Raw genomic sequence first — 21,668 nt, forward strand, 5'->3', positions numbered from 1 at the left:
ATGGATAGTAAAAAGTGGAATGAGAAAATACAAAACAATTTCAATGATGCTGCATATCGGTATTTAGAGCATTCAAATATTCAGAAATTTTTTGCAAAAAAGATTGCTCATCTTATCAAAGAATTAAATCCGCAAAAAAAAGGTGAATGGATAGATCTAGGATCAGGACCAGGACTATTAGCAGATGAAATAGAAAAAATTTCTTCTCAAGAAGTATCCAGAATTGATTTCAGCAAGAAAATGCTTTTTGAGAATAAATTATCTAGAAAAAAAATTTTATGGGATTTGAATAATGATTTACCTTCTGAAATAAATAACTGTTCTTTATTAACATCTAACTTTTGCATACATTGGTTAAACAATCCAGAAGAGATAATAAAAAATTGGTTTAGCAAATTACAACCTGGAGGTTTTTTAATTATTTCATATCCAACAACAAATTGTTTTCCTGAATGGAAAGATACTTGTAAAAAAATTGATATCGAATATAGTGGTCTTAATTTCCTTTGCTCTAAAGAATTATTAAAAGATTTCAAATCAACTGAAATACATTATTCAAAACAGTTTAATTATCTTGAAAATTTTGAAGATGTATATAAACTTTTTAGAAGCATTAAAAATGTAGGAGCACAATCAACAAACTGTAAACGCAAAACAGTGAAAGAGTTAAAGGAAATTCAAAAGTTTTGGCCAAAGAATTACAATAATACGGTGAACCTTTCATGGCAAATTGAGATTCAAGTCATAAAGAAATTATGAGTAGTCACAAAAATATTTTCAAATTTATAATTTGTGGAACAGATACTGATATCGGGAAAACTTTAATAAGCTCTTTTTTCGTTAAAGGATTAAATTCCTTTTATTGGAAACCTATTCAAAGTGGGATTGAATCGCAAACTGATAGTGAGACTGTTGAAAAACTTGCACAAGTAAGTAAAGAGAAAATAATCAAAGAAGCTTATGTCTTTACAAAACCTCTTTCTCCGCATTGGGCTGCTGAAATAGATAAAAAAGCTATTTACTTTGACAAGTTGAGATTGCCAAAAGTGGATGGCTCACTAATTATAGAAACTGCGGGTGGATTAATGGTTCCTATAACACGCAATTTTTTGCAAATAGATCAAATAAAAAAATGGAATCTTCCGGTAATACTTGTATGTAAGAGCTCACTTGGCACTCTTAACCATACCCTGCTTAGTATTGAGGCCTTAAAACGAAGAAATATTGAGATTTTAGGTTTAGTAGTCAATGGCGAAAAACACCTAGATAATCCAAAAACTCTAGTTGATTTTAGTGGTATTCCTTTAATTGCTGAATTTCCTTATATAAAAAAAATGGACTCAAATAATTTAGATATACTATGGAAAGAACTAGACATTAAGAATAAGTTGATCTCACTATTAAACTCAAAAATAAGTTAAATGAAATCTTTGGATTCAAAAGCTACAACTCAAGATTGGCACCCAAATATTTGGCCACCTTTTACGCAAATCAATAACAGCAAACCGCAGATAGAAGTAACTCATGGTAAAGATGCCCTCCTATTTACTAAAGATCCTAAAAAAGAACTAATAGATGCAATTAGTAGTTGGTGGGTAACTCTTCATGGTCATAGTAACGAATTTATTGCGGATGCCATTTTTGATCAATCAAAAAAACTTGAGCAAGTTATATTTGCTGATTTCTTACATCCACAGGCAAAAAAATTAGCGGAAAGACTTAGTGAATTAACAAAACTAGAAAGATTATTCTTTTCTGATAACGGTTCTACCGCAGTGGAAGTCGCTTTAAAAATTGCCTTCCAATCATGGCAAAATAAAGGAGAAACAAGAACTCAAATAGTAGCTTTTGATGGCGCCTATCATGGTGATACATTTGGCGCAATGGCTTTAGGTGAAAGAAATATTTTTAATGAGAATTTCGATAATCTCATGTTCCCAGTTAGAAGAGTTCCTTGGCCTTCAACTTGGATGAACGATGAGGAAGTAGAAAATAAAGAAAATAAGGCGATCCAAAAATTAGAAACTCTACTTAAAACTCCCACAGTTGCAGTAATCCTTGAGCCACTTGTTCAAGGAGCAGGAGGGATGAATATGGTTAGGCCTCAATTTATAAAAAAAGTTTCAGAAATTATAAAAAATAATAATTCTTTGTTAATTGCCGATGAAGTATTGACTGGGTTTGGAAGATGTGGAAACCTTTTTGCTTTTCAAAAAGCAAAAATAATTCCTGATTTAATAAGTATTTCAAAAGGTTTAACTGGTGGATTTTTACCGATGGGAATAACTTTATGTAAAGAAAAAATTTTTCAATCCTTTATTGATGATTCCCCAAGAAAAACTTTTTGGCATGGACATAGTTTTACTGCTAATCCTTTAGGTTGTGCTGCAGCAAACGCTAGCCTTGATTTATTAGAAAAAGAACCACAAAAATACCTTTCATTTGAAGAAAAACATTTATCTCATCTAATTAAATTTAAAAACTTACCTTACATAAAGAAGGTAAGGGTATCAGGCACAATTGCTGCCTTCGATTTAGATATTGGGAACAAAAAAGGTTATTTTAATAATATTGGGAAAGAAATAAAGAGTCTTGCAATGGAGCAAGGTTTATTCATTAGGCCCCTCGGGAATGTTATTTATCTCATGCCGCCTCTCTGTATAACAGATGATCAATTGGAGAAAAGTTACTGGATAATAAGGCAAATCTTAGACAATCTTTAGATGGAAGTTTAAGGTCCCTGAAGTATTGCATTTTCCACATCTTCTCTATTAATGCAGTAGGAAAATAGTCTTTTAGTTTCTTGTCCTTCACTTTCCCACATAACACTTAAATCTTCTTGTTCAAAAATAATTGTTGCATTCCAATTTGAAAGTAACAGATACCATTTAGATGGATTATTAATATCCTTCACAGCACCCAAATCAGTTAGCCACAATTCCAATGATTGCAGTGAATTTTGATTGATAGGTTTTTTAGAGGGATTCACAGACTTTTTTAAAAAAATTATTTAATTAGCCAAAGCGGTATTGTCTCTAATTCTTTTCCAGTAAAAGAAGCAATAAAAATTGAACCAATTAAACTTATAGAAATGATGATAATTAAAAGAAACAACGAAAACAATTCTCCATTCGAAAAAGGTCTTCTATTTTCTATTAAATTTTGATTATTAGAATCGATTACTAAATTATTTAAAACGTTAGTATTATTTGTAATCCTAGAGTTTTCTTTTAGTTTTTCATCATATATTTTCCTTAAATTACTATTATTTAAATGTTCATAAGCTTCAAGAACTTCTTGAAATTTACTTTTAGCAACGTCTATTTCTAATGAAGTTGTATCGGGATGCAACTCAATAGAAAGTTTACAAAATGCCTTTCTTAATTCATTATTGGATGCATTTTCATTTACACCTAAAATTTTGTAATAGGAAGTTTCCCTTTTCAAAATAATCTATTATTGATATTGTAATTCTAATAAATTTTTACTAAATAGAATGTATTTAATGGATGGTTAAAATTCATATTTATAACGAAATGCATAAACAAAACATTCCAAAAGAAATTCTTTCCTTAATAACTGAAGAAGAAATAAATTTATTTAAAGAGTTACAAATTAAAATTAAAGAATTAAATAATAAGACCAATCTCACAAGATTAACTGATGGAGATGATTATTGGGTATCTCAAGTTTTTGACAGCATTTGGCCATTCAAAGCTTTCACGAATATTAATTTTGATAATAAAAAATTTTTAGATATTGGATCAGGCTGTGGCTTCCCAGGTTTAGCTTATGCAATAACTCATCCTAATTCTGAGATATACCTAATTGATTCTTTGAAAAAGAAAACAGATGCAATAAAAATTTTAGTTGAGCAGATCAATTTCAAAAACAATATTCATGTAATCAATGATCGTATTGAGAATTTAGCCCACCAATCGTCAATGAGAAATAATTTTAATATTGCAACAACTAGAGCGGTTAGTAATCCATCAACAGTTTCAGAATATATACTACCAATGATAAAAAAAGAAGGGATTGGAGTTTTATATTGTGGCAAATGGACGAATCAAGAAAGTAACAATCTAGATAAAACTTTAGAAATATTAGAAGGTAAAGTTAAAGATAAAAAAGAGATACTATTACCAAGAAATAAAGGCACCCGAAATATTATTCTTATTCAACCAAAGAATTTTTGTCCTGAAATTTACCCAAGAAAAGTAGGCAAACCAGAAAAAAATCCATTATGAAATTATTTTCTTGATAATCTTTCAGCATTCTTATCTCCAAATTTTTCTTTTAAATTTCTCAATTTTTTTATAACTTTTTTTGGATTTATATGACCTTCTAATACTTTCAATAATTGCCCTTCAGAAACATCTACATCTAGTAAATTAGCGTTAAATCCTGGGAACCAGTGGCTTCCATTACCAAGCAATTGATATCTAGCTCTTGCATATCCTTCCATACCCAACCAATCAATTAAATTTGAAAGCCAAAGCAGAACAGGAATATTAATATTTCCCGGAGTATATTCCCAACTTGGTAAATTTCTATTCCAATTATGATGCCATTCTAAACCTAAGGAATTAATTGATTCTTGCCTTAATTTGTTAATTATCTTTGGCACATACTTCTCAGATTCTGATAACAACGAGACAGCTTCTAAATGCAGAGCAAAATCTGTCTCTTTTGCAATACCGACACTCAAAGTATGTACATTTTGATTTCTTAAGCAAAAAAGATCATTAAAAACTATAGGATGAAGTGGTTTACAAAATTCCAACATTTTTCTTGAAGGAGTATGAAGATGTCCTCCTTTATCAGTGGGACTTATTATGAAAACCCCAAGATCATGCTTATTGGCTAAATTAATAACCTTTGTATTTTCCTGATTAATGAAATACCAGTGCAAATTTACATAATCAAATAAGTTTGTTGATATGGCCTTTTCAATAAGTGAAGATTTTCCATGGGTTGAAAATCCAATAGATCCAATTAAATTTTCTTTTTGAAAATTCCTCAAAATATCAATGCAACCTCCATCTCGAATAGCCTGATGTAAATGTTCAGCAGTATTGATACCATGTATTGCTAACAAATCAATTTTTTTAACTTTCAATTTTTCAATGCTAGATAATACATCTCGCTCAAAAATTTCTGGATTACTATTTGGTGGAATCTTTGTTTGGATTATATTTGGAATTTTCTTAGTATTCTTAAAACACATCCCTAATTGCACTTCAGAAGTTCCATAGTACTTGGCGGTTTCTATATGACTTAAGCCATATTGTGTGGCAAGATCTAATATATTTTCTACTTTATTTTGTTCTTCGTATGAAACCTCAGAAAAATCTAATTGATCCCAACTTTTTTGAAATCTCATACCACCTAAAGATAAAACAGGAATCTTCAGATTGGTTCTACCAAATCTACGATATTGCATCTTGTTGATATTAGTGCTTATTCATTCTCGGTGGCTTTCCAAATGTTTGAAACATATCCCTATCGAGACTATTCTCTAAATCATCTAATTCTTCAAATTTTACCCAATGAATACAATCAACAGGGCATGTATCTACTGCTTCTTGTATGACATCAGAACTATCTCCATCTTGCCTAATAGCTCGACTTCTACCATGAAATTCATCAACAATGAAAGTGTTCGAAGCTACGTGAACACAGTACTGACAACCAATACACTTTGCTTCATCAACCCATACAGCTTTTTCAGCTAGCTGACCACCTAAAACAGGCTCATAGCCTGTAATCCCAATATTTTCTTCAGTATTATGAAATGGATCCGTAAAATCCATATCTTGACATTAGTTTTCCCACTTGGTTAAGACCAATTCAATAGAACCATCATTTTTATTTTTTTGATCTACGATTTGATATCCATCTTCTTGCGTTTTAGAAATGATTGTTTGGTAAGCATACATTTGTGTAACTTTTGAGATAAATCTTTCTACTGGAATCTCAAATTTCCAAAGATCAAGGTCAGTAACTAACTCATATGCATTAGAATTATTATCCCATTTAAATCCAACTTGGGTATCACCAGGTAAATTCATACTTATATCAACAGCTGTGAATTGACCTTTATATCCTTTTACAAACTTTTCTTCTCGATTAATAATATAACCGAAATGATTTAAAGCCTTAATTAATGGCTCTACTTCTTTGAGCTGAGTTTTAATTGTACTAAAGTGTGACATTAGATTCGTTATTTAATTGTGTTAAGTTTTCACTTTGATTAGAGATGAAAGCATCAGAAGTTTTATTCTTAACTGTTACTTTACCGAGAGCATTTTCGAGATTTTTTGTAGCTTCATTGCATGAATTACCAGTAAATCCCTCAACAGTCTCTTCAACTCTTCCGTCTTGATGAATTTTGAATCTCAATGTTTTTTGAGGCATTAAATTCAAGTACTGAGTACTTTTACTTTATATAGAATAACGAAAATATTTTGTTTCAGTTGGTACAAGTTAATTAATTTTAATTTTTATATTGAATATCTGATAAATTAATTTACTTATCTGGTGATCTTGTAAAAAATTAAGATTTTTAATTATAAAAACCTTGCATCCCCATTGAATCAAGGGCAGTTTTTGCTTCTTCCATAACAGATGGCTCTTTATCGAAAAGGGCTATCTTAGTACATTCATCAACAAAACTCTCTTGGAATGTATTGTTTAATTTTTCGTACAGCCTACACAACGACCAAATACAATTACTTCTTACACCTGATTCATTATCTATCTTTAAACTTATTAAAAGTTGTTCTGCTGCTAATTGAGCGTTCTCAAGAGAGACATTTCCAATTTCAGCTAAAGAACTTGATGACCATAACCTTACTGCAGCCACATCATTCTTTAAGGCATTTATTAATGGTTCTAAAACAATTTGGTTATCATAATTAGCTAAGCTCCATGCAGTTGCTCTTCTGACATAAGCATTATCATCTGTTTTCAAAAGACTGACAAGTTTCTGGACTGCGCTAGGACATGGATTACGACCTAAAGCATATACAGCACTCATTCTTTCAACAGGGCAAGGTTGATCAAGCAATGGTAATAAAAGTGGGAAAGATCTTTGATCTCTATACTCACAAAATATTCGTAAGCCTTGTATTCTCTCTTCTCTATTACCTTTGAGCAATTTCAAAGCTTCATCACACTCTTGACTAATATTTAAATTTTTTGAAAAAGCATCTTCGTCAATTTGTTCTAAAGGATCTATTTCAATTTCTAAGGCCAATTCTCTCGCCAAAACATCTGGATCAACCGCAATTTCCGCTAGGCTCTCTTTTTTAGGATCCTCATTTTTCGTCATTGTTAAAAAACTAAAAATATTAATTCATGGGGGCAGGAGACATCATATCTCCTGGCAACCAAATTCTTGCACTTACCGCAAAGAAGGCAATCCCAAAAAGTGCGACGATAGCGAATGGTAAAATTTTTGTCTTAATAAAACCCAAAGAATCAAATCATATTTAGTCAATAATAACCTTTTTAAGAGACTTTTAAAAAATTTTCATTAGATAACATTATTTATTTTTTGCATTTTGTCTTAGCTGACCACATGCAGCATTTTTATCTAGACCTCTGCTTTTTCGCAAGCTAACAGCGATGCCATTGTTAACAAGTCTAGATTGAAATAAATGGAGATTTTTTAAAGAGGTTCGTTGAAATTCAACCTCGTCAATTTGGTTATATTGGATTAAATTTACGTGACATTGAAAACCTTTCAGCAAATTACTCAATTCATAAGCATGTTCTAATTTATCATTCACCCCACTTAGCATTAAATATTCAAAACTTACCCTTCGACCAGTTTCTCTTACGAACATCTTACAGTCTTCGATTATATTTTTGATTTCATAGTTTTTTGCGCTAGGTATTATGGTCTCTCTTGTTTTTTGATTTGAAGCATGTAAGCTAATTGCTAATGTAAATTGACAATTACCTAAAATTTGAAAAGACTTTGCTGATAATTTACTTATCATTTTTGGAACAGCCACTGTACTTACGGTTATCTTTCTCTGACTGATCTGAAAATCATTATTTATAGATCTAATTGACAAAAGTAAGTCCTCAATATTCAATAAGGGTTCGCCCATACCCATGAAAACAATATTAGTAACTTTTCTATTCATTTCATTTTCGATAAATAAAATTTGATCTAAAATCTCACTAGCTTTTAAAGACCTCTTTAAACCTTCTTTGCCAGTTGCACAAAATTTGCAGTCCATTGGGCAACCAACTTGACTAGAGAGGCAAGCAGTTAATCTTTTTTCAGTTGGTATCCCAACACACTCAATACTTTCATTATCATCTGTAGAGAGTAATAATTTTAAAGTACCATCTTTAGCCAAGTTTCTTTCTTTAATAATTAGCTCACTTACTTTAAAACCATCATCCTTTAACTTTTTTCTAAAATCTAAAGGTAAAACTTCTATTTGATCAATATTTTTGTTCTTATTTCTATAGTTATAAATCCAATTATAGATTTGGCGTCCTCTAAAAGCAGCCTGACCATAATCTAAAGCTACATTTTCTAAATCCTTAATACTACTTCCAAGAAGATTTTTCAAATTTAGTAGTCTTTATTTGAAAACTATTTTCACCATAACAGTAAACCATGCTTTAAGAAGAATTCTGTAAGAATAAGAGCGATAAAACCAATCATGGCCATTCTTCCATTAAGTCTTTCATTATAAAAGTGGAATCCATAACGGGGTAATTTTCTTTTGGGTACAATTTCTGGCTTGATCATCACTTACAAATTTGAAAAATCCATTCTAGTCATTAAAAATAATAATAGATAATATTTATTCATCAGATAGAAGGCCCTCCTCCTGCAATCCCTCCAAAGCGGCAGGATCTGGCAGTTGATCTTCAGAAAATTGATTTTCAGCATTAGGCCTTGCGAAAGCTGCAAAATTACTCGAAGAAGGATCGATTCCATGACGATTCCTCGTTGTCTCTAAATCTTCATCACTAGGATCATCAAGTATTGCAGTAGAACTTACGGCGGGTGATTGTGGCATATCAACTGTATAGTCTGGCCTTAAGTTCTGTGCTCTTCTGTAGCCACCAGATTCTTCTGCAAGAATATCTGGATGAGGACCAGCTTCTGAGGATAATTCCTCTACAAAACCGCTAAAACCTGTACCTGCAGGTATTAATCTACCGATGATAACATTTTCTTTTAAACCTCTTAACCAATCAGATTTACCTTCAATCGCAGCTTCTGTAAGTACCCTTGTTGTCTCTTGGAACGATGCTGCTGAAATAAAGCTATCTGTATTGAGAGAGGCTTTAGTAATACCCAACAAAACAGGAGTAAATTCTGCTGGAGCTCCTCCAGTAATTGCCATTGCTTGGTTTGTATCTTCCACTTGCCTCAACTCTACGAGTTCACCAGGCAAAAGAGTAGTATCGCCGGCATCTTCTATACGGACTTTGCTTGTCATCTGTCTAACAATAACTTCAATATGCTTATCATCGATTGCTACACCCTGCGACTTATAAACATTTTGTACCTCACTTACCATACTTCTTTGTAGTTTTGATATGGATTCTCGAGCTGCATCTATAAGAGGTTTTTGATCTTTTAAATCATTGAAATAGCAATCTAATAATTCATGTGGATTAATTGGTCCATCAGTTAAAGATTCTCCACCTTTAACTTGTTGTCCATCACTAACCATAATATTTTTTCCAATTAATAGTTGATATTCATTAACTAAATCGTCTTTTTCAATAACAGATAAAGAAACTGATTCTTCATCATTACCTTGTTTAATCTGAACAATTCCAGATTTTTTACATAGAATTGCTGAATCTCTTGGTCTCCTAGCTTCTAATAACTCTTCAATACGAGGTAATCCTTGAACGATATCTCCTGTTTTCTGCCTTTCAAAAACAAGTAAAGCTAAACCATCTCCCCTAAGAACCAAGTCTCCGTCTTTAACATGTAAAACTGAATCAGGAGAAACCATATAAGGCCTGCCAAGTCTTAAGATTACTGAACTATTAGAAATTTCTTCTATTTCTCCACAAGAAGTTGATTTTACAGAATCACTAATAGGATCACCATCAACTACACGATCACCAACTTTAACTGCTGCTTTACCACTAATTTTAATTTCAATCTTATCTTCTTCTCTTTCAACAATTAACCTTCTAATTGGCTCATCATCAACAACATTTGGTAATTGAACCAATCCCTTCTCTTTACAAAGAATTTGAGTAGTAGCTATTACATCTCCTGCTTTTACTAATTGGTTATTATTGACTTGCAGTTCTGTATGTGTTGAGCCATGACTGGAGTCAGATATGGTATCTCTTCTTACAAGAATAGACTCCAATATTACTAAATTTAATCTATTGATTGAATCATCATTTTTATCTTCAATAGACTCGACGTCAATAGTCATTTGAGGAGTAGTATTAAAGCTTTCAATACTTAAATGTGTTCTAAGTAATTCAACTCCTTCAACTGATTTTATTAACTCACCGTCTTTATAGGTAAGCCTTTGAATAGCTTTTAAGCCTAGATGCGGACCTTTTTCCTGTTTAACATGTGATAGTTGAGGTAATTGGGCCTGGTCAGGAATAGTAAATTCTTCAACAGTTCTTAATAACAAGCCTCGACATTTAGGAGTTTCTAATTTTTGTACAAATAGAATTTCTTTATTATCAACACCATCTAAAATCTTTTCGCCTGGATTTACAAGATTTCCTTCTTCTGTAAATCTATTCAAAACTTCTTCATCATCACACTCATGAAAAGTTCCATTTCTTACAGTTATTTCACGAAGGATATCATTTTTTTGCGTAACTGTAACAATACCTGATGTTTGACTAAAAATATCTTTTACAACTTCTGTTCCAGCTTCAATCCATTTCATATCTTCGATCATTAGAAGAGATATATCCTTATTAATTTCATGTGTTTCTTGCGGAATCCAGAGCAATGTCCCTCCTTGACTAACTTCAAAACCATTTTTAGATGATCTCGCTTTTTTGACACTTAATCCCGGTGCATATTTTACAAGACCGCCTGTTTTTGTACGGAACCTTTCATCCGTTAAATCTGCTATTACCTCACCATTACTGATTTTACTTCCTGGGGAAATGTTTAAACGATAAGAAGTACCATCGCTAGATTCCAAATTATATATTTGACCTGAGTGAGTAGATTCTTCAATTAATTTAAAATTAGTTAAAGACATTGAAGTAGTAACAATCTGAACTTCTCTTGAATCACCTATTGATTCTCGTAATCGAACTTGTCCTCCAAACTCACTTGATTGACTTGCTTCTGCCAAAACTGTACCTTCATCTACAGATTTCCCAGATGATATAACCGGTCTCGCATTTGGTGGCAAGTTATAAACATCTCCTGCTAAAACCCACAATCTACCTAATCTTTGAGCTTTTACGGTAATATTACCCTGCCTATCTGTTACCTCCTTTGGTTGAATAACCTTGTCGTACCTAACTTGACCAGCTAAATCACAAATAACATCCTTCGTTGCTTTTTCAACACTCTTTTTAACAGCTCCAGCAGTAATCTGAGCAACAGTTATGTCAGAACTAATTTCTTCACCGTCATCTACAAATAAAAGCGATCCACTAGAAACTTCAATTTTTTGAGCTTTGTCAGAATTATTTGCTCCAGGAACAATCTTTAGTATGAAATCAACTTCTGCTTGTTTAGCTTCTACTCCATGTGGAGTTCTATAACCTCTAACCTTTGCTTTTGAACTAAATTCAACTTTACCAGAAATTTTTGATCTTACAACTCCACTTTCGGCAGTTGATACACCTCCAGTATGGAAAGTTCTCATTGTCAACTGAGTTCCTGGCTCGCCAATCGATTGGGCAGCAATAATTCCAACTGCCTCCCCTAAATCAACCAAATGATTATGAGCCAACGCCCATCCGTAGCACCTCCTACAAACGGATCTATTAGCTTCACATGTTAATGGGGATCTAATTTTAACTTTATTAATAGATGCTTTTTCAATTTCTCTTGACAATGCAGGATCAATAGCAGTGTTGTGCGGAACAACAAGGTTTTCTTCAGAATCCAAAATATCCTCAGCGGTAAGCCTACCAAGAAGCCTTGCGCCAAATTTACCATCTTCAGCTTCAACAACTATTGATCGTTCTGTTCCACAATCTTCTTCTCTTACAATTACATCTTGAGCAACATCAACTAATCTTCGAGTCAAATAACCAGAATCTGCAGTTCTTAAGGCAGTATCCACCAAACCTTTCCTTGCTCCATAAGAAGAAATTACATATTCAGTAACAGTAAGTCCTTCTCTAAAATTAGTCCTTATTGGCAGGTCAATGATTTCTCCTTGAGGATTAGCCATCAATCCCCTCATACCAACAAGTTGTCTAACCTGAGACATATTACCCCTTGCTCCTGAATTAGCCATCATCCAAACGGAATTTAGTGGATCATTTTGATTAAAATTATTTTTTACAGCGTCTACCAATCTTTCATTAGTTTCAGTCCAGGTATCTATAACTTTTGTGTGTCTTTCAACTTCGGTAATTTCACCAAGTCTGTAGCATTCTTCTGTAGCAGATATTTGCTCTTCAGCTTGTCCTATTAAATCTTGTTTGGCTTCAGGAACTTTTAAGTCATCTACTGAGATAGAGACCGCAGCTTGGGTGGCATATTTAAATCCTAAATCCTTTAGATTATCTGCCATGGCTGCAGTTATAGCTGTTCCATGTGTTTTATAAGCCCAAGAGACTAAATTTTTTAAGGCTTTCTTATCAACTACTTTGTTTTTAAATGATGGGGGCGTTTTAGCGAGCGCAGGCATTGTAACTGGATTATCCTTTTTTGAGTTTTTAGTAGTTTTACGTACTCTGGATGTTTTTTTAGATTTAGATGAAGTCATGATTTTAAAATAAATGAAAAATAGTTTTTAAAGATTACGTTTTAGATACAGAATCGATGATGGTATAGTTCATAACTACTCTCCCAACAGTTGTCAGCACAAATCTACTTATTAAATTATTAGCAGAGTCAAATCTGTCCCTTCTTAAATTCCAGATTTCTAATTTTGAACCATCTTCTAGCTCTTGTATTTTTTGTGGGCTACGCATTTCGTCTTCATCTTCAACTTCTCCATTAAATCTAACCCAAACCCATTCATGCAGGCAGAGTCTTTTATCTTCAAAGGCAAAAATAACATCTTCTAATGAAGCAAAAGTAGTCTTATTATCTCCGAATTCTGGTTGTTGATAATTAGGTTGTAAAGCCGTCAGATAATAAGATCCTAAAACCATATCTTGTGATGGAGTCACAATTGGTTCCCCAGTTGCAGGAGAAAGAATATTGTTACTAGCCAACATAAGCATGCGTGCTTCAGTTTGTGCCTCTAAAGCCAAAGGGACATGAACTGCCATTTGATCTCCATCAAAGTCAGCATTGAATGCAGGACAAACTAACGGATGAAGTTGTATTGCTCTACCTCCAACTAATTTCGGTTCAAAAGCTTGAATTCCTAAACGATGCAGGGTAGGAGCTCTATTTAAGAGAATTGGATGACCTTCAATAACTTCCTGAAGTACTTGCATAACTTCGTCATCTGCTTTTTGTATTAATTTTTTTGCAGCTTTAATATTATTCACAATATTTTGTCGTATCAATCTATGTATTACAAAAGGCTGAAAAAGCTCAATTGCCATTTCTTTTGGGAGACCACACTGATGCATTTTTAACTTAGGACCCACAACTATTACAGATCTTCCTGAATAGTCAACACGCTTTCCAAGAAGATTCTGTCTAAATCTTCCTTGTTTTCCTTCAATTATGTCACTTAGGGACTTAAGAGCTCTATTATTTGCTCCAACAACAGTCCTCCCTCTTCTTCCATTATCTATAAGGGCATCAACTGCCTCCTGAAGCATTCTTTTTTCATTTCTTACTATAATTTCAGGGGCTAAAATTTCTTGAAGCCTAGCTAGTCTATTATTTCTATTTATAACTCTTCTATATAAGTCATTTAAATCTGAAGTTGCAAATCTTCCTCCATCAAGCTGAACCATAGGTCTAAGATCAGGAGGTATGACTGGTATTGCATCTAAAACCATCCATTCTGGTTTTGCATTGGTTGCAATGAAATTATCAATAACTCTTATCCTTTTTATAAGCTTTGCCCTCTTTTGCCCTTTGCTTTTAGTAATTTCTTCTCTAAGCTCCTCAGCAACCTGATTTAAATCAAGATCCTCAAGTAATTGCTTCAGTGCTTCAGCACCAATTCCAACAAAAGGTTCATTTTCTATAGTTGAATCTTCAGCATAAATTTCATCTTCAATTTCTAGCCACTCATCCTCAGTGAGTAATTGCTTATATTTAAGTTCTTTATGATCACCTGGATCTAAAACGACATAACAATTAAAATAAACAATTTGTTCTACATCCCTAAGCGGAATATCTAAAAGTATTGCGACGTAACTAGGGATACCTTTCAAATACCAAACATGGGAAACTGGCGCAGCGAGTTTTATGTAGCCCATCCTATGTCTTCTGACTCTACTTTCAGTTACTTCAACCCCACATCTCTCACAAACAATGCCGCGATGTCTTACTCTTTTGTACTTTCCACAATGGCATTCCCAATCTTTAGATGGCCCAAAAATCTTTTCACAAAATAATCCATCCATTTCAGGTTTAAGTGTCCTGTAATTGATAGTTTCAGGTTTCGTAACTTCACCAACTACTTGTCCATTGGGCAATGTCCTCTGACCCCAATCCATTATTCTCTGTGGAGAAGCTATTGAAATTTTGACGTAATCAAAGTGATTTTCAGTTCTTAAGTTGCTGTTTGTCATTTTTGGAGAATTTAAATTAAAAGGTTTTAATTGAGTATTTAATCTTCCTCATATTCAGAGGTTCCGAGTGATTCGTAAGTAGGTCTTGATGGAGTATTTCTTCTCGGATTGATATCTTGCATTAAATCTACCTCTTTCCCTTCGTCTGTATAAACCCCTATATCCAAGCCTAATGATTGTAATTCCCTCATAAGAACTTTAAATGACTCAGGAGTACCAGGCCTTGGGATCGGTTTACCCTTTACGATCGCATTAAGCGCCTCATTTCTTCCTTGCATATCATCGGATTTAACTGTTAACAATTCCTGAAGAGTATAAGCGGCTCCATAAGCTTCTAGAGCCCATACTTCCATTTCTCCAAGCCTTTGTCCACCTTGTTGAGCTTTACCGCCCAAGGGTTGCTGCGTAACCAAAGAGTAAGGACCAGTGGATCTTGCATGAATTTTATCATCAACCAAATGGACTAATTTGAGGAAGTGAGAGTATCCGACAGCAACTGGCTGATCGAAGGGTTCCCCTGTTCTGCCATCTTTAAGTAATAACTTTCCAGGATCTTCAGGATTGTAAACCCATGATTTACCTGGCTGTTTTGAAGCCTCCTCTAAAAATGCTTGAACAGTATGATGTGATTTTTCTGCTCCATACATTTCATCAAATGGAACAACTTTAACCCTGCAATTTAAGTTGGAGGCTGCCCAACCCATCAATAATTCAAAAACTTGACCTACATTCATCCTACTTGGAACTCCTAAAGGATTAAGAACTATGTCCACAGGGGTGCCATCTGGTAAATAAGGCATATCTTCTCTTGGTAAGATTCTGCTAATAATTCCTTTATTTCCATGCCTCCCAGCCATTTTGTCACCCACTTGAATTTTCCTTCTCTGAGCCACATATACTCTAACAACCATGTTGGCTCCTGGAGGTAATTCATCACCTTGTTCTCTAGTATAAATGCGAACATCCAAAACCCTTCCCTTTTCAGTTTTAGGTACCCTAAGGGAATTATCTCTCACATCTCGAGCCTTTTCACCGAAAATAGCTCTCAATAGTTTTTCTTCAGGTGGTTGGTCTGATTCCCCTTTTGGAGTAACTTTTCCTACTAGAATATCTCCACTCTCTACAAAAGCACCAATCCTAATAATTCCCATCTCATCAAGATTATTCAAGCTTTCTTCGGAGATATTAGGAATCTCTCTTGTGATTTCTTCGGGTCCTAGCTTCGTTTGTCTTGCTTCAATTTCATATTTTTCAATATGTACTGAGGTATATAAATCATCAGTTACCATCCTCTCGCTCACAAGTATGGCATCTTCATAGTTATATCCCTCCCATGGCATGTAAGCAATCAAAACATTTTGGCCAAGGGCTATTTCACCTCCTTCACATGCGGAACCATCTGCTAAAACCTGCCCAGATATAACTTTATCTCCAATTTTCACTATAGGTCTTTGGTTGAGGCAGGTATCTTGATTTGATCTTTGGTATTTCTGAAGATAGTGAAAATGATCATTACCATGCTCATCTTTAACAACAATCTCATTAGCGTCTACATAAGATACAGTTCCATTAACTTTTGTTATGGGAACCATTCCAGAATCTCTCGCAACTTGAGATTCTAAACCTGTACCAACTAAAGGACGTTCTGGCCTTAGCAACGGAACGGCTTGGCGTTGCATGTTCGATCCCATGAGAGCTCTATTGGCATCATCATGTTCCAAGAAAGGAATAAGTGAAGTAGCAACTGAAATTACCTGTACCGGTGAAAGCTGAACGTAATCAACTTGATGAGGGGGGACTTTTTCAAAATCCTGTCTATATCTTACTGGGATTAGATTTGCAATTATATTGCCGTCCTTGTCAGTCGCAACGTCTCCCGGAGCCACCCTACACTCATCTTCTAAATCAGCAGAAAGATAAATCGGATTACCTTCCTTATTAACTTTACCATTCTTAACTTCCCAAAAAGGTGTTTCAATAAAACCGTACTCATTAACTCTTGCGTGGGTAGCTAAAGAATTTATAAGTCCTGCATTAGGACCTTCAGGAGTCTCGATAGGACATAATCTTCCATAATGTGAAGGGTGAATATCTCTTACCGCAAAGCCTGCTCTTTCTCGAGTTAAACCCCCTGGACCTAATGCTGAAATTCTTCTCTTGTGTGTTAATTCAGCTAGAGGATTAGTTTGATCCATGAACTGACTTAATTGACTGGAGCCAAAAAATTCCTTTATGGCAGCAACCAAAGGTTTGGGATTAACTAGTTGAGCAGGAGTTAAAGAATCTGTCTCTCCTACAGTCATTCTTTCTTTAATAATTCTCTCTAAACGATTAAGTCCAACCCGAACTTGATTTTGAAGTAGTTCTCCAACAGATCTAACCCTACGATTACCAAGATGGTCAATATCATCCAAACTAGCTCCGCCAATATCCAATTCAAGATTAATTAAATAATCAATAGTAGAAAGAACATCTTCATGGGTAAGTGTTCTCACATCGTCTGGGACGGTAAGTCTCAATTTTTTGTTTATTTTATATCTACCAACTCGGCCCAAATCATATCTTTTGGGATCAAAGAATCTACTGTGTAATAGCTGCTGTCCGCCAGAAACGGAGGGTGGTTCACCAGGACGTAGCTTTTTGTATAGCTCCAGTAATGCCTGATCTTCTGAATTAATACCCTCGTCATTAGCTGACTCAATTGAGTTTTGATAAAACTCGGGATGCCTAAGTTTATCGACTACATCATTATCTGAAAGACCCATCGCTCTCATAAGAACATGAGCATTAATTTTTCTAGTTTTATCAACTCTCACATAAAGTAAATTATTTTTGTCAGTCTCGAATTTTAACCATGCTCCTCTATTCGGGATAACGCTAGCGTTATAAGTTCTTCGACCATTTTTATCCAATTCATCTTTGAAATATACTCCAGGACTTCGAACAATTTGATTAACAATTACTCTTTCGGCACCATTAATAATGAAAGTTCCTCTTTCAGTCATTAATGGTAGTTCGCCAATAAATACCTCTTGTTCTTTAATTTCCCCTGTCTCTTTATTAATTAACCTGCAAGTTACATACATCTGGGATGCAAATGTAGCATCTCTTCTTTTTGCTTCCTCAACATTATGTCTAGGTCTTTTTAATCTGTACTCTTCACCGACAAAATGTAATTCTAATTTACCTGTGTAGTCAGAAATTGGGGAAAAATTTTGTAATTCTTCTATTAAACCCTTTTCCAAAAACCATTTAAAGCTTGCTCTTTGTACTTCAACTAAATCTGGTAGATAAGTAGCCGTTTTTGCTACCTGTAAAGCGCTACTGCTCATCCAAGAAAACCCTGCGATTTTGTGAGATTTACTATTTACTTTTAATCTACTTAATAATTAGTTCTTTAACTTTTCACTTAAAATGAGATAAACAATTAAATCTCGATTTCAACAAAAAACACCTTAATAAAGAAAAATTAAATTTTGTTTAATGCTGATAAATAATTAGCTGTGTTTGTTAAAGTCAGAAAAATTAAGAAAAATTTCCAGTAATTCCTAATACTAACAGCTGCAACGTCTACTTAACAAGTCAAATTTAAACAAATCTTCAGCATTCTTATAAGACTCTCTAGCAATTGTGGTTAATTCAGTAGATCTTAAATCTGCCATAAAATTAGCAACATTTTCAACAAACGCAGGTTCATTTCTTTTACCCCTATGAGGGACAGGAGCTAAAAATGGTGAGTCAGTTTCAATTAAGTATCTATTATTTGGAACTATTTTGGCACACTCATGAATTTCATGTGCTTTTGGGAAAGTAACTATACCACTAAAACTTATGTAAAATCCAAGATTCAAGAACTGCTTCATCTCTTTTGGTGTTCCTGTCCAACAATGAAGTACACCATCAGGACATTTCCCTTTTCTAGAGAGATCACTACATATCTCAATCATTTCATTTGCAGCATCTCTGCAATGGATAATCACAGGCAATTGAAGTTCATAAGCTAACTCCATTTGTGGAATAAGTGCTTCAATCTGCTGAATTTTATTTTCATTTTTAAAAAAATCTAAGCCTAATTCCCCAATAGCTACAACTCGTCTATCTTCTAGAACTGATTTTCTTAGAAGAGATTTTGAACTTTGTTCCCATTTTTTTGCTTCTAGCGGATGCAAACCAACTGAATAGTAAATTTCATTAAATTTATGAGATATTTTTTTCAACTTTGGAATCTCTGTTAATTCACAACAAGCATGAACTAATTTTTTTACACCTCTTGAACGCAATCTTAAAACAACATCTTCAAGATCTCTCTCAAAATTTTCAAATATTAAATGACAGTGTGAGTCTATGAGTTCTATATCGCTCATAATTATGATCTGTCTTTTTACTTAGTGGTAAGAGTAGTTTTTACAAAATTGTTGATTTTCGATTTTTTATTAGCACCGTTGTTCTTGTGAAGAACATTTTTTTTAACTGCTTTATCAATTAAGCTAAAAGCTTTATTTAGACTTGTCTTTACTAAATTTTTATTATCCTCATTAGGGTTTTTTTTATATTTTTCGCAGTTCTCTAAGGTTTTTTTGGTTAAAGTCCTAACAGTTGATTTATATGACTTATTTACTAAACGATTTCTTTCGGCAATTTGTATTCTCTTTTTTGCTGATTTGTTGTTGGCCACAGAGCGTGTATAAATAGAAGATCCCTATCATAACAAATAAAATGTCTACTAATCAATCATATATAATTTAGGAGATATTAAATTGGGTTTTGAGCCTCTCTTTTGAAAAATTAAGCAAATGAAGATCATAAAAAATAAAAAAGAAGCTATTGAAGAGTTAAAAAGGATTTCTACTCGAACTAATTCAGATAACAATAATAAGATAAATGCAATAGTTGAAGAAATTCTTCAAGAGGTAAAATTTTCTGGTGATACAGCGGTAGAAAAATATACAAAAAAATTTGATGGTTTCGACCCTAACCCTATGCAAGTGAATGCGGATCAAATAAAAAATGCATGGGATGAAATTGATAACAATTTGAAGCACTCACTTGTGATAGCACATAAAAGAATTCAAAAATTCCATGAAAAAGAAATTCCTCAGTCTTTTACTATAAAAGGTGAATATGGTGATACAGTCCAAAGAAGATGGAGACCAGTTAAAAATGCAGGTATTTATATTCCTGGAGGTAGAGCTGCTTATCCAAGTACAGTATTAATGAATGCTATACCTGCAAAAGTAGCAGGAGTAGAAGAAATTATAATGGTATCTCCTGGGAATAAAGAAGGGAAAATAAACAAAACTGTTTTGGCTGCAGCTCACTTATCAGGGATCGATAAAGTATTTAGAATTGGAGGAGCTCAAGCAATTGGTGCTCTAGCATTTGGCACAAATCAAATCAATAAAGTGGATGTAATTTCAGGTCCAGGGAATATATATGTTACAACTGCGAAAAAACTTATTTATGGCTCTACAGGTATTGATTCTTTGGCTGGTCCAAGTGAAATATTAATCATTTCAGATGAAACAGCTCAAAGCACTCATATAGCATCTGATCTACTAGCGCAAGCAGAACATGATCCTTTAGCTTCATCAATACTTCTAACTACATCAAAGAACCAGGCAAAAGAAGTTTTAGAAGAACTTTACAAAAAAATAGATGATCATCCAAGAAAAGAAATTTGCATGCAATCAATAAAAAATTGGGGTTTAATTGTGATTTGCGAGAATTACGAATCATGTATTGAACTAAGCAATAAATTTGCCCCTGAGCACCTGCAAATTCTTACTATAGATTCAAAAAAAATTCTTGCAGGCATAGAGAATGCAGGAGCAATATTTTTAGGAAAATGGACCCCAGAAGCAGTTGGAGATTATCTTGCTGGACCAAATCATACTTTACCCACGTCAGGAAATTCTAGATTCAGCGGTTCTTTGGGGGTTGAAACTTTTATGAAAAATACTTCAATAATAGAATTTAATGAAGAAAGTTTAAAAGTTAATAGCCTTGATATTATTAATCTTGCTAAAAGCGAGGGCTTACATAGCCATGCTAAATCTGTAGAAATAAGATTTGAAAATTAGCTAGCTCTTGAAGGGGAGTAAACCACTGGAATATTGTCTTCAATTTTACCAACTAATACTTTATCTGTAAGATCAACAAACAAACCATTTTCTAATACTCCTGGAATATTATTAATCTGCATTTCAATGTCTTTTGGATTCTTAATACCATCATTAAATAATACATCTAGGACGAGGTTGCCTTGATCAGTAACAACTGGGCCAGCTTTTTTAGTAGCCATTCTTAAAGAAGAATTTCCATTCATTTCTGAAATGACTTCCTTTACTTGCTTCCACGCATTTGGAAGAACTTCCACAGGTAAAGGGAAAGATTGATTTAGATTTTGTACAAGTTTAGTTTCATCAACAACAATCAACAATTGATTAGCTTTAGATGCTACTAACTTTTCTCTAACATGGCATGCTCCTCCTCCTTTGATTAATTGAAATCCTGGATCAACTTCATCTGCTCCATCAATAGCTAAGTCAATTTGAGATAGAGAAGCTAAATCGATAAGCGGGATATCCAGTTCGAGTGCTAAAACTTCTGATTGAAAAGAAGTTGCAACACCTCTTATATTTTTGAGTTTTCCAGAACGTATTTCATCCGCAAGGCTTTTTATCATTAACGCAGCTGTAGATCCAGAACCTAATCCGAGAATCATGTCACTCTTAACTTCCCTTATTGCTGCATCAGCAACTGCTTGTTTCATTTGAGTTTGTGAATCCAAAATC

The 21,668-nt window shown here is 33.7% G+C and carries 21 protein-coding genes; 5 read left to right on the top strand and 16 right to left on the bottom strand.

The window, feature by feature from the left end:
* The 3 genes from AMO19_RS02935 to bioA are packed head-to-tail and all read left to right on the top strand — an operon-like array spanning position 1 to position 2,723.
* On the top strand, positions 1–759 hold the full coding sequence (locus AMO19_RS02935) for a methyltransferase domain-containing protein (protein WP_075507274.1): 759 nt from the start codon (positions 1–3) through the stop codon (positions 757–759).
* Positions 756–1,421, top strand: a complete 666-nt coding sequence (bioD, locus tag AMO19_RS02940; protein ID WP_075507275.1) for a dethiobiotin synthase — start codon at positions 756–758, stop codon at positions 1,419–1,421. The genes AMO19_RS02935 and bioD overlap by 4 nt, the downstream gene beginning before the upstream one ends.
* Entirely contained in the window at positions 1,422–2,723 is a 1,302-nt protein-coding gene (bioA, locus tag AMO19_RS02945) for an adenosylmethionine--8-amino-7-oxononanoate transaminase (protein WP_075507276.1), read from the top strand. It begins immediately after the preceding gene.
* Between the two features lie 8 nt (positions 2,724–2,731).
* On the opposite strand, the gene AMO19_RS02950 is transcribed toward bioA, so the two are convergent.
* Entirely contained in the window at positions 2,732–2,989 is a 258-nt protein-coding gene (locus AMO19_RS02950; RefSeq protein ID WP_025889355.1) for a DUF3143 domain-containing protein, read from the bottom strand.
* Between the two features lie 17 nt (positions 2,990–3,006).
* Positions 3,007–3,447, bottom strand: coding sequence for a J domain-containing protein (locus tag AMO19_RS02955; protein ID WP_075507277.1), 441 nt, complete (start codon positions 3,445–3,447; stop codon positions 3,007–3,009).
* Positions 3,448–3,536: 89 nt separating this feature from the next.
* On the opposite strand from AMO19_RS02955, the gene rsmG reads away from it, so the two are divergent.
* Positions 3,537–4,250: a 16S rRNA (guanine(527)-N(7))-methyltransferase RsmG gene (rsmG, locus tag AMO19_RS02960; RefSeq protein ID WP_075507320.1), complete on the top strand. Its 714-nt coding sequence runs from the start codon at positions 3,537–3,539 to the stop codon at positions 4,248–4,250.
* A 2-nt stretch (positions 4,251–4,252) separates the two neighbouring features.
* On the opposite strand, the gene AMO19_RS02965 is transcribed toward rsmG, so the two are convergent.
* The 13 genes from AMO19_RS02965 to rpsT form a co-directional block, all read right to left on the bottom strand.
* Entirely contained in the window at positions 4,253–5,446 is a 1,194-nt protein-coding gene (locus AMO19_RS02965; protein ID WP_075507278.1) for an aldo/keto reductase, read from the bottom strand.
* A 10-nt stretch (positions 5,447–5,456) separates the two neighbouring features.
* Complete coding sequence (locus AMO19_RS02970; RefSeq protein WP_075507279.1) at positions 5,457–5,816, bottom strand: ferredoxin; 360 nt, start codon at positions 5,814–5,816, stop codon at positions 5,457–5,459.
* Positions 5,817–5,825: 9 nt separating this feature from the next.
* Entirely contained in the window at positions 5,826–6,218 is a 393-nt protein-coding gene (locus AMO19_RS02975) for a DUF1257 domain-containing protein (RefSeq protein ID WP_075507280.1), read from the bottom strand.
* Positions 6,205–6,420, bottom strand: coding sequence for a DUF2997 domain-containing protein (locus tag AMO19_RS02980; protein WP_075507281.1), 216 nt, complete (start codon positions 6,418–6,420; stop codon positions 6,205–6,207). The genes AMO19_RS02975 and AMO19_RS02980 overlap by 14 nt, the downstream gene beginning before the upstream one ends.
* Before the next feature lie 148 nt (positions 6,421–6,568).
* On the bottom strand, positions 6,569–7,336 hold the full coding sequence (locus AMO19_RS02985; protein WP_075507282.1) for a HEAT repeat domain-containing protein: 768 nt from the start codon (positions 7,334–7,336) through the stop codon (positions 6,569–6,571).
* A gap of 19 nt (positions 7,337–7,355) precedes the next feature.
* Complete coding sequence (locus AMO19_RS08740) at positions 7,356–7,481, bottom strand: hypothetical protein (RefSeq protein ID WP_257008943.1); 126 nt, start codon at positions 7,479–7,481, stop codon at positions 7,356–7,358.
* A gap of 69 nt (positions 7,482–7,550) precedes the next feature.
* Complete coding sequence (gene rlmN / locus AMO19_RS02990; protein WP_075507283.1) at positions 7,551–8,597, bottom strand: 23S rRNA (adenine(2503)-C(2))-methyltransferase RlmN; 1,047 nt, start codon at positions 8,595–8,597, stop codon at positions 7,551–7,553.
* 29 nt (positions 8,598–8,626) lie between these two features.
* Positions 8,627–8,779 carry a high light inducible protein gene (locus AMO19_RS02995; RefSeq protein WP_011863593.1) on the bottom strand — a complete coding sequence of 51 codons (153 nt, stop codon included), beginning with the start codon at positions 8,777–8,779 and terminating at the stop codon, positions 8,627–8,629.
* A gap of 55 nt (positions 8,780–8,834) precedes the next feature.
* Positions 8,835–12,935 carry a DNA-directed RNA polymerase subunit beta' gene (locus tag AMO19_RS03000; RefSeq protein ID WP_075507284.1) on the bottom strand — a complete coding sequence of 1,367 codons (4,101 nt, stop codon included), beginning with the start codon at positions 12,933–12,935 and terminating at the stop codon, positions 8,835–8,837.
* A 34-nt stretch (positions 12,936–12,969) separates the two neighbouring features.
* Entirely contained in the window at positions 12,970–14,874 is a 1,905-nt protein-coding gene (locus AMO19_RS03005) for a DNA-directed RNA polymerase subunit gamma (RefSeq protein ID WP_075507285.1), read from the bottom strand.
* A gap of 38 nt (positions 14,875–14,912) precedes the next feature.
* A complete protein-coding gene (gene rpoB, locus AMO19_RS03010; protein ID WP_075507286.1) occupies positions 14,913–18,206 on the bottom strand; it encodes a DNA-directed RNA polymerase subunit beta in 3,294 nt (1,097 codons plus the stop codon).
* A gap of 222 nt (positions 18,207–18,428) precedes the next feature.
* The gene (locus AMO19_RS03015; protein ID WP_075507287.1) at positions 18,429–19,238 is read right to left on the bottom strand and encodes a TatD family hydrolase; all 810 of its coding nucleotides are present in this window, start codon (positions 19,236–19,238) and stop codon (positions 18,429–18,431) included.
* A 17-nt stretch (positions 19,239–19,255) separates the two neighbouring features.
* Positions 19,256–19,549, bottom strand: a complete 294-nt coding sequence (rpsT, locus tag AMO19_RS03020) for a 30S ribosomal protein S20 (RefSeq protein WP_075507288.1) — start codon at positions 19,547–19,549, stop codon at positions 19,256–19,258.
* A 118-nt stretch (positions 19,550–19,667) separates the two neighbouring features.
* Here rpsT and hisD point away from each other — a divergent pair, with 118 nt between their 5' ends.
* A complete protein-coding gene (gene hisD / locus AMO19_RS03025; protein WP_075507289.1) occupies positions 19,668–20,954 on the top strand; it encodes a histidinol dehydrogenase in 1,287 nt (428 codons plus the stop codon).
* Here the strand turns inward: hisD and rpiA are convergent.
* Positions 20,951–21,646: a ribose-5-phosphate isomerase RpiA gene (gene rpiA, locus AMO19_RS03030; RefSeq protein ID WP_075507321.1), complete on the bottom strand. Its 696-nt coding sequence runs from the start codon at positions 21,644–21,646 to the stop codon at positions 20,951–20,953. The genes hisD and rpiA overlap by 4 nt on opposite strands.
* Between the last annotated feature and the right edge of the window lie 22 nt (positions 21,647–21,668).

It is taken from the genome of Prochlorococcus marinus (assembly GCF_001180245.1).
GTDB lineage: Bacteria > Cyanobacteriota > Cyanobacteriia > PCC-6307 > Cyanobiaceae > Prochlorococcus_A > Prochlorococcus_A marinus_F.

What these genes read in the sequence shown, in the direction of transcription:
- AMO19_RS02935 (WP_075507274.1), top strand. Translation starts at nt 1, where the DNA reads ATGGATAGTAAAAAGTGGAATGAGAAAATACAAAACAATTTCAATGAT.
- AMO19_RS02980 (WP_075507281.1), bottom strand. Translation starts at nt 6,420, where the DNA reads ATGCCTCAAAAAACATTGAGATTCAAAATTCATCAAGACGGAAGAGTT.
- rpiA (WP_075507321.1), bottom strand. Translation starts at nt 21,646, where the DNA reads ATGAAACAAGCAGTTGCTGATGCAGCAATAAGGGAAGTTAAGAGTGAC.
- bioD (WP_075507275.1), top strand. Translation starts at nt 756, where the DNA reads ATGAGTAGTCACAAAAATATTTTCAAATTTATAATTTGTGGAACAGAT.
- hisD (WP_075507289.1), top strand. Translation starts at nt 19,668, where the DNA reads ATGAAGATCATAAAAAATAAAAAAGAAGCTATTGAAGAGTTAAAAAGG.
- AMO19_RS02970 (WP_075507279.1), bottom strand. Translation starts at nt 5,816, where the DNA reads ATGGATTTTACGGATCCATTTCATAATACTGAAGAAAATATTGGGATT.
- bioA (WP_075507276.1), top strand. Translation starts at nt 1,422, where the DNA reads ATGAAATCTTTGGATTCAAAAGCTACAACTCAAGATTGGCACCCAAAT.
- AMO19_RS02975 (WP_075507280.1), bottom strand. Translation starts at nt 6,218, where the DNA reads ATGTCACACTTTAGTACAATTAAAACTCAGCTCAAAGAAGTAGAGCCA.
- AMO19_RS03015 (WP_075507287.1), bottom strand. Translation starts at nt 19,238, where the DNA reads ATGAGCGATATAGAACTCATAGACTCACACTGTCATTTAATATTTGAA.
- rpoB (WP_075507286.1), bottom strand. Translation starts at nt 18,206, where the DNA reads ATGAGCAGTAGCGCTTTACAGGTAGCAAAAACGGCTACTTATCTACCA.
- AMO19_RS03005 (WP_075507285.1), bottom strand. Translation starts at nt 14,874, where the DNA reads ATGACAAACAGCAACTTAAGAACTGAAAATCACTTTGATTACGTCAAA.
- AMO19_RS02965 (WP_075507278.1), bottom strand. Translation starts at nt 5,446, where the DNA reads ATGCAATATCGTAGATTTGGTAGAACCAATCTGAAGATTCCTGTTTTA.
- AMO19_RS02995 (WP_011863593.1), bottom strand. Translation starts at nt 8,779, where the DNA reads ATGATCAAGCCAGAAATTGTACCCAAAAGAAAATTACCCCGTTATGGA.
- AMO19_RS03000 (WP_075507284.1), bottom strand. Translation starts at nt 12,935, where the DNA reads ATGACTTCATCTAAATCTAAAAAAACATCCAGAGTACGTAAAACTACT.
- rsmG (WP_075507320.1), top strand. Translation starts at nt 3,537, where the DNA reads ATGCATAAACAAAACATTCCAAAAGAAATTCTTTCCTTAATAACTGAA.
- AMO19_RS02985 (WP_075507282.1), bottom strand. Translation starts at nt 7,336, where the DNA reads ATGACGAAAAATGAGGATCCTAAAAAAGAGAGCCTAGCGGAAATTGCG.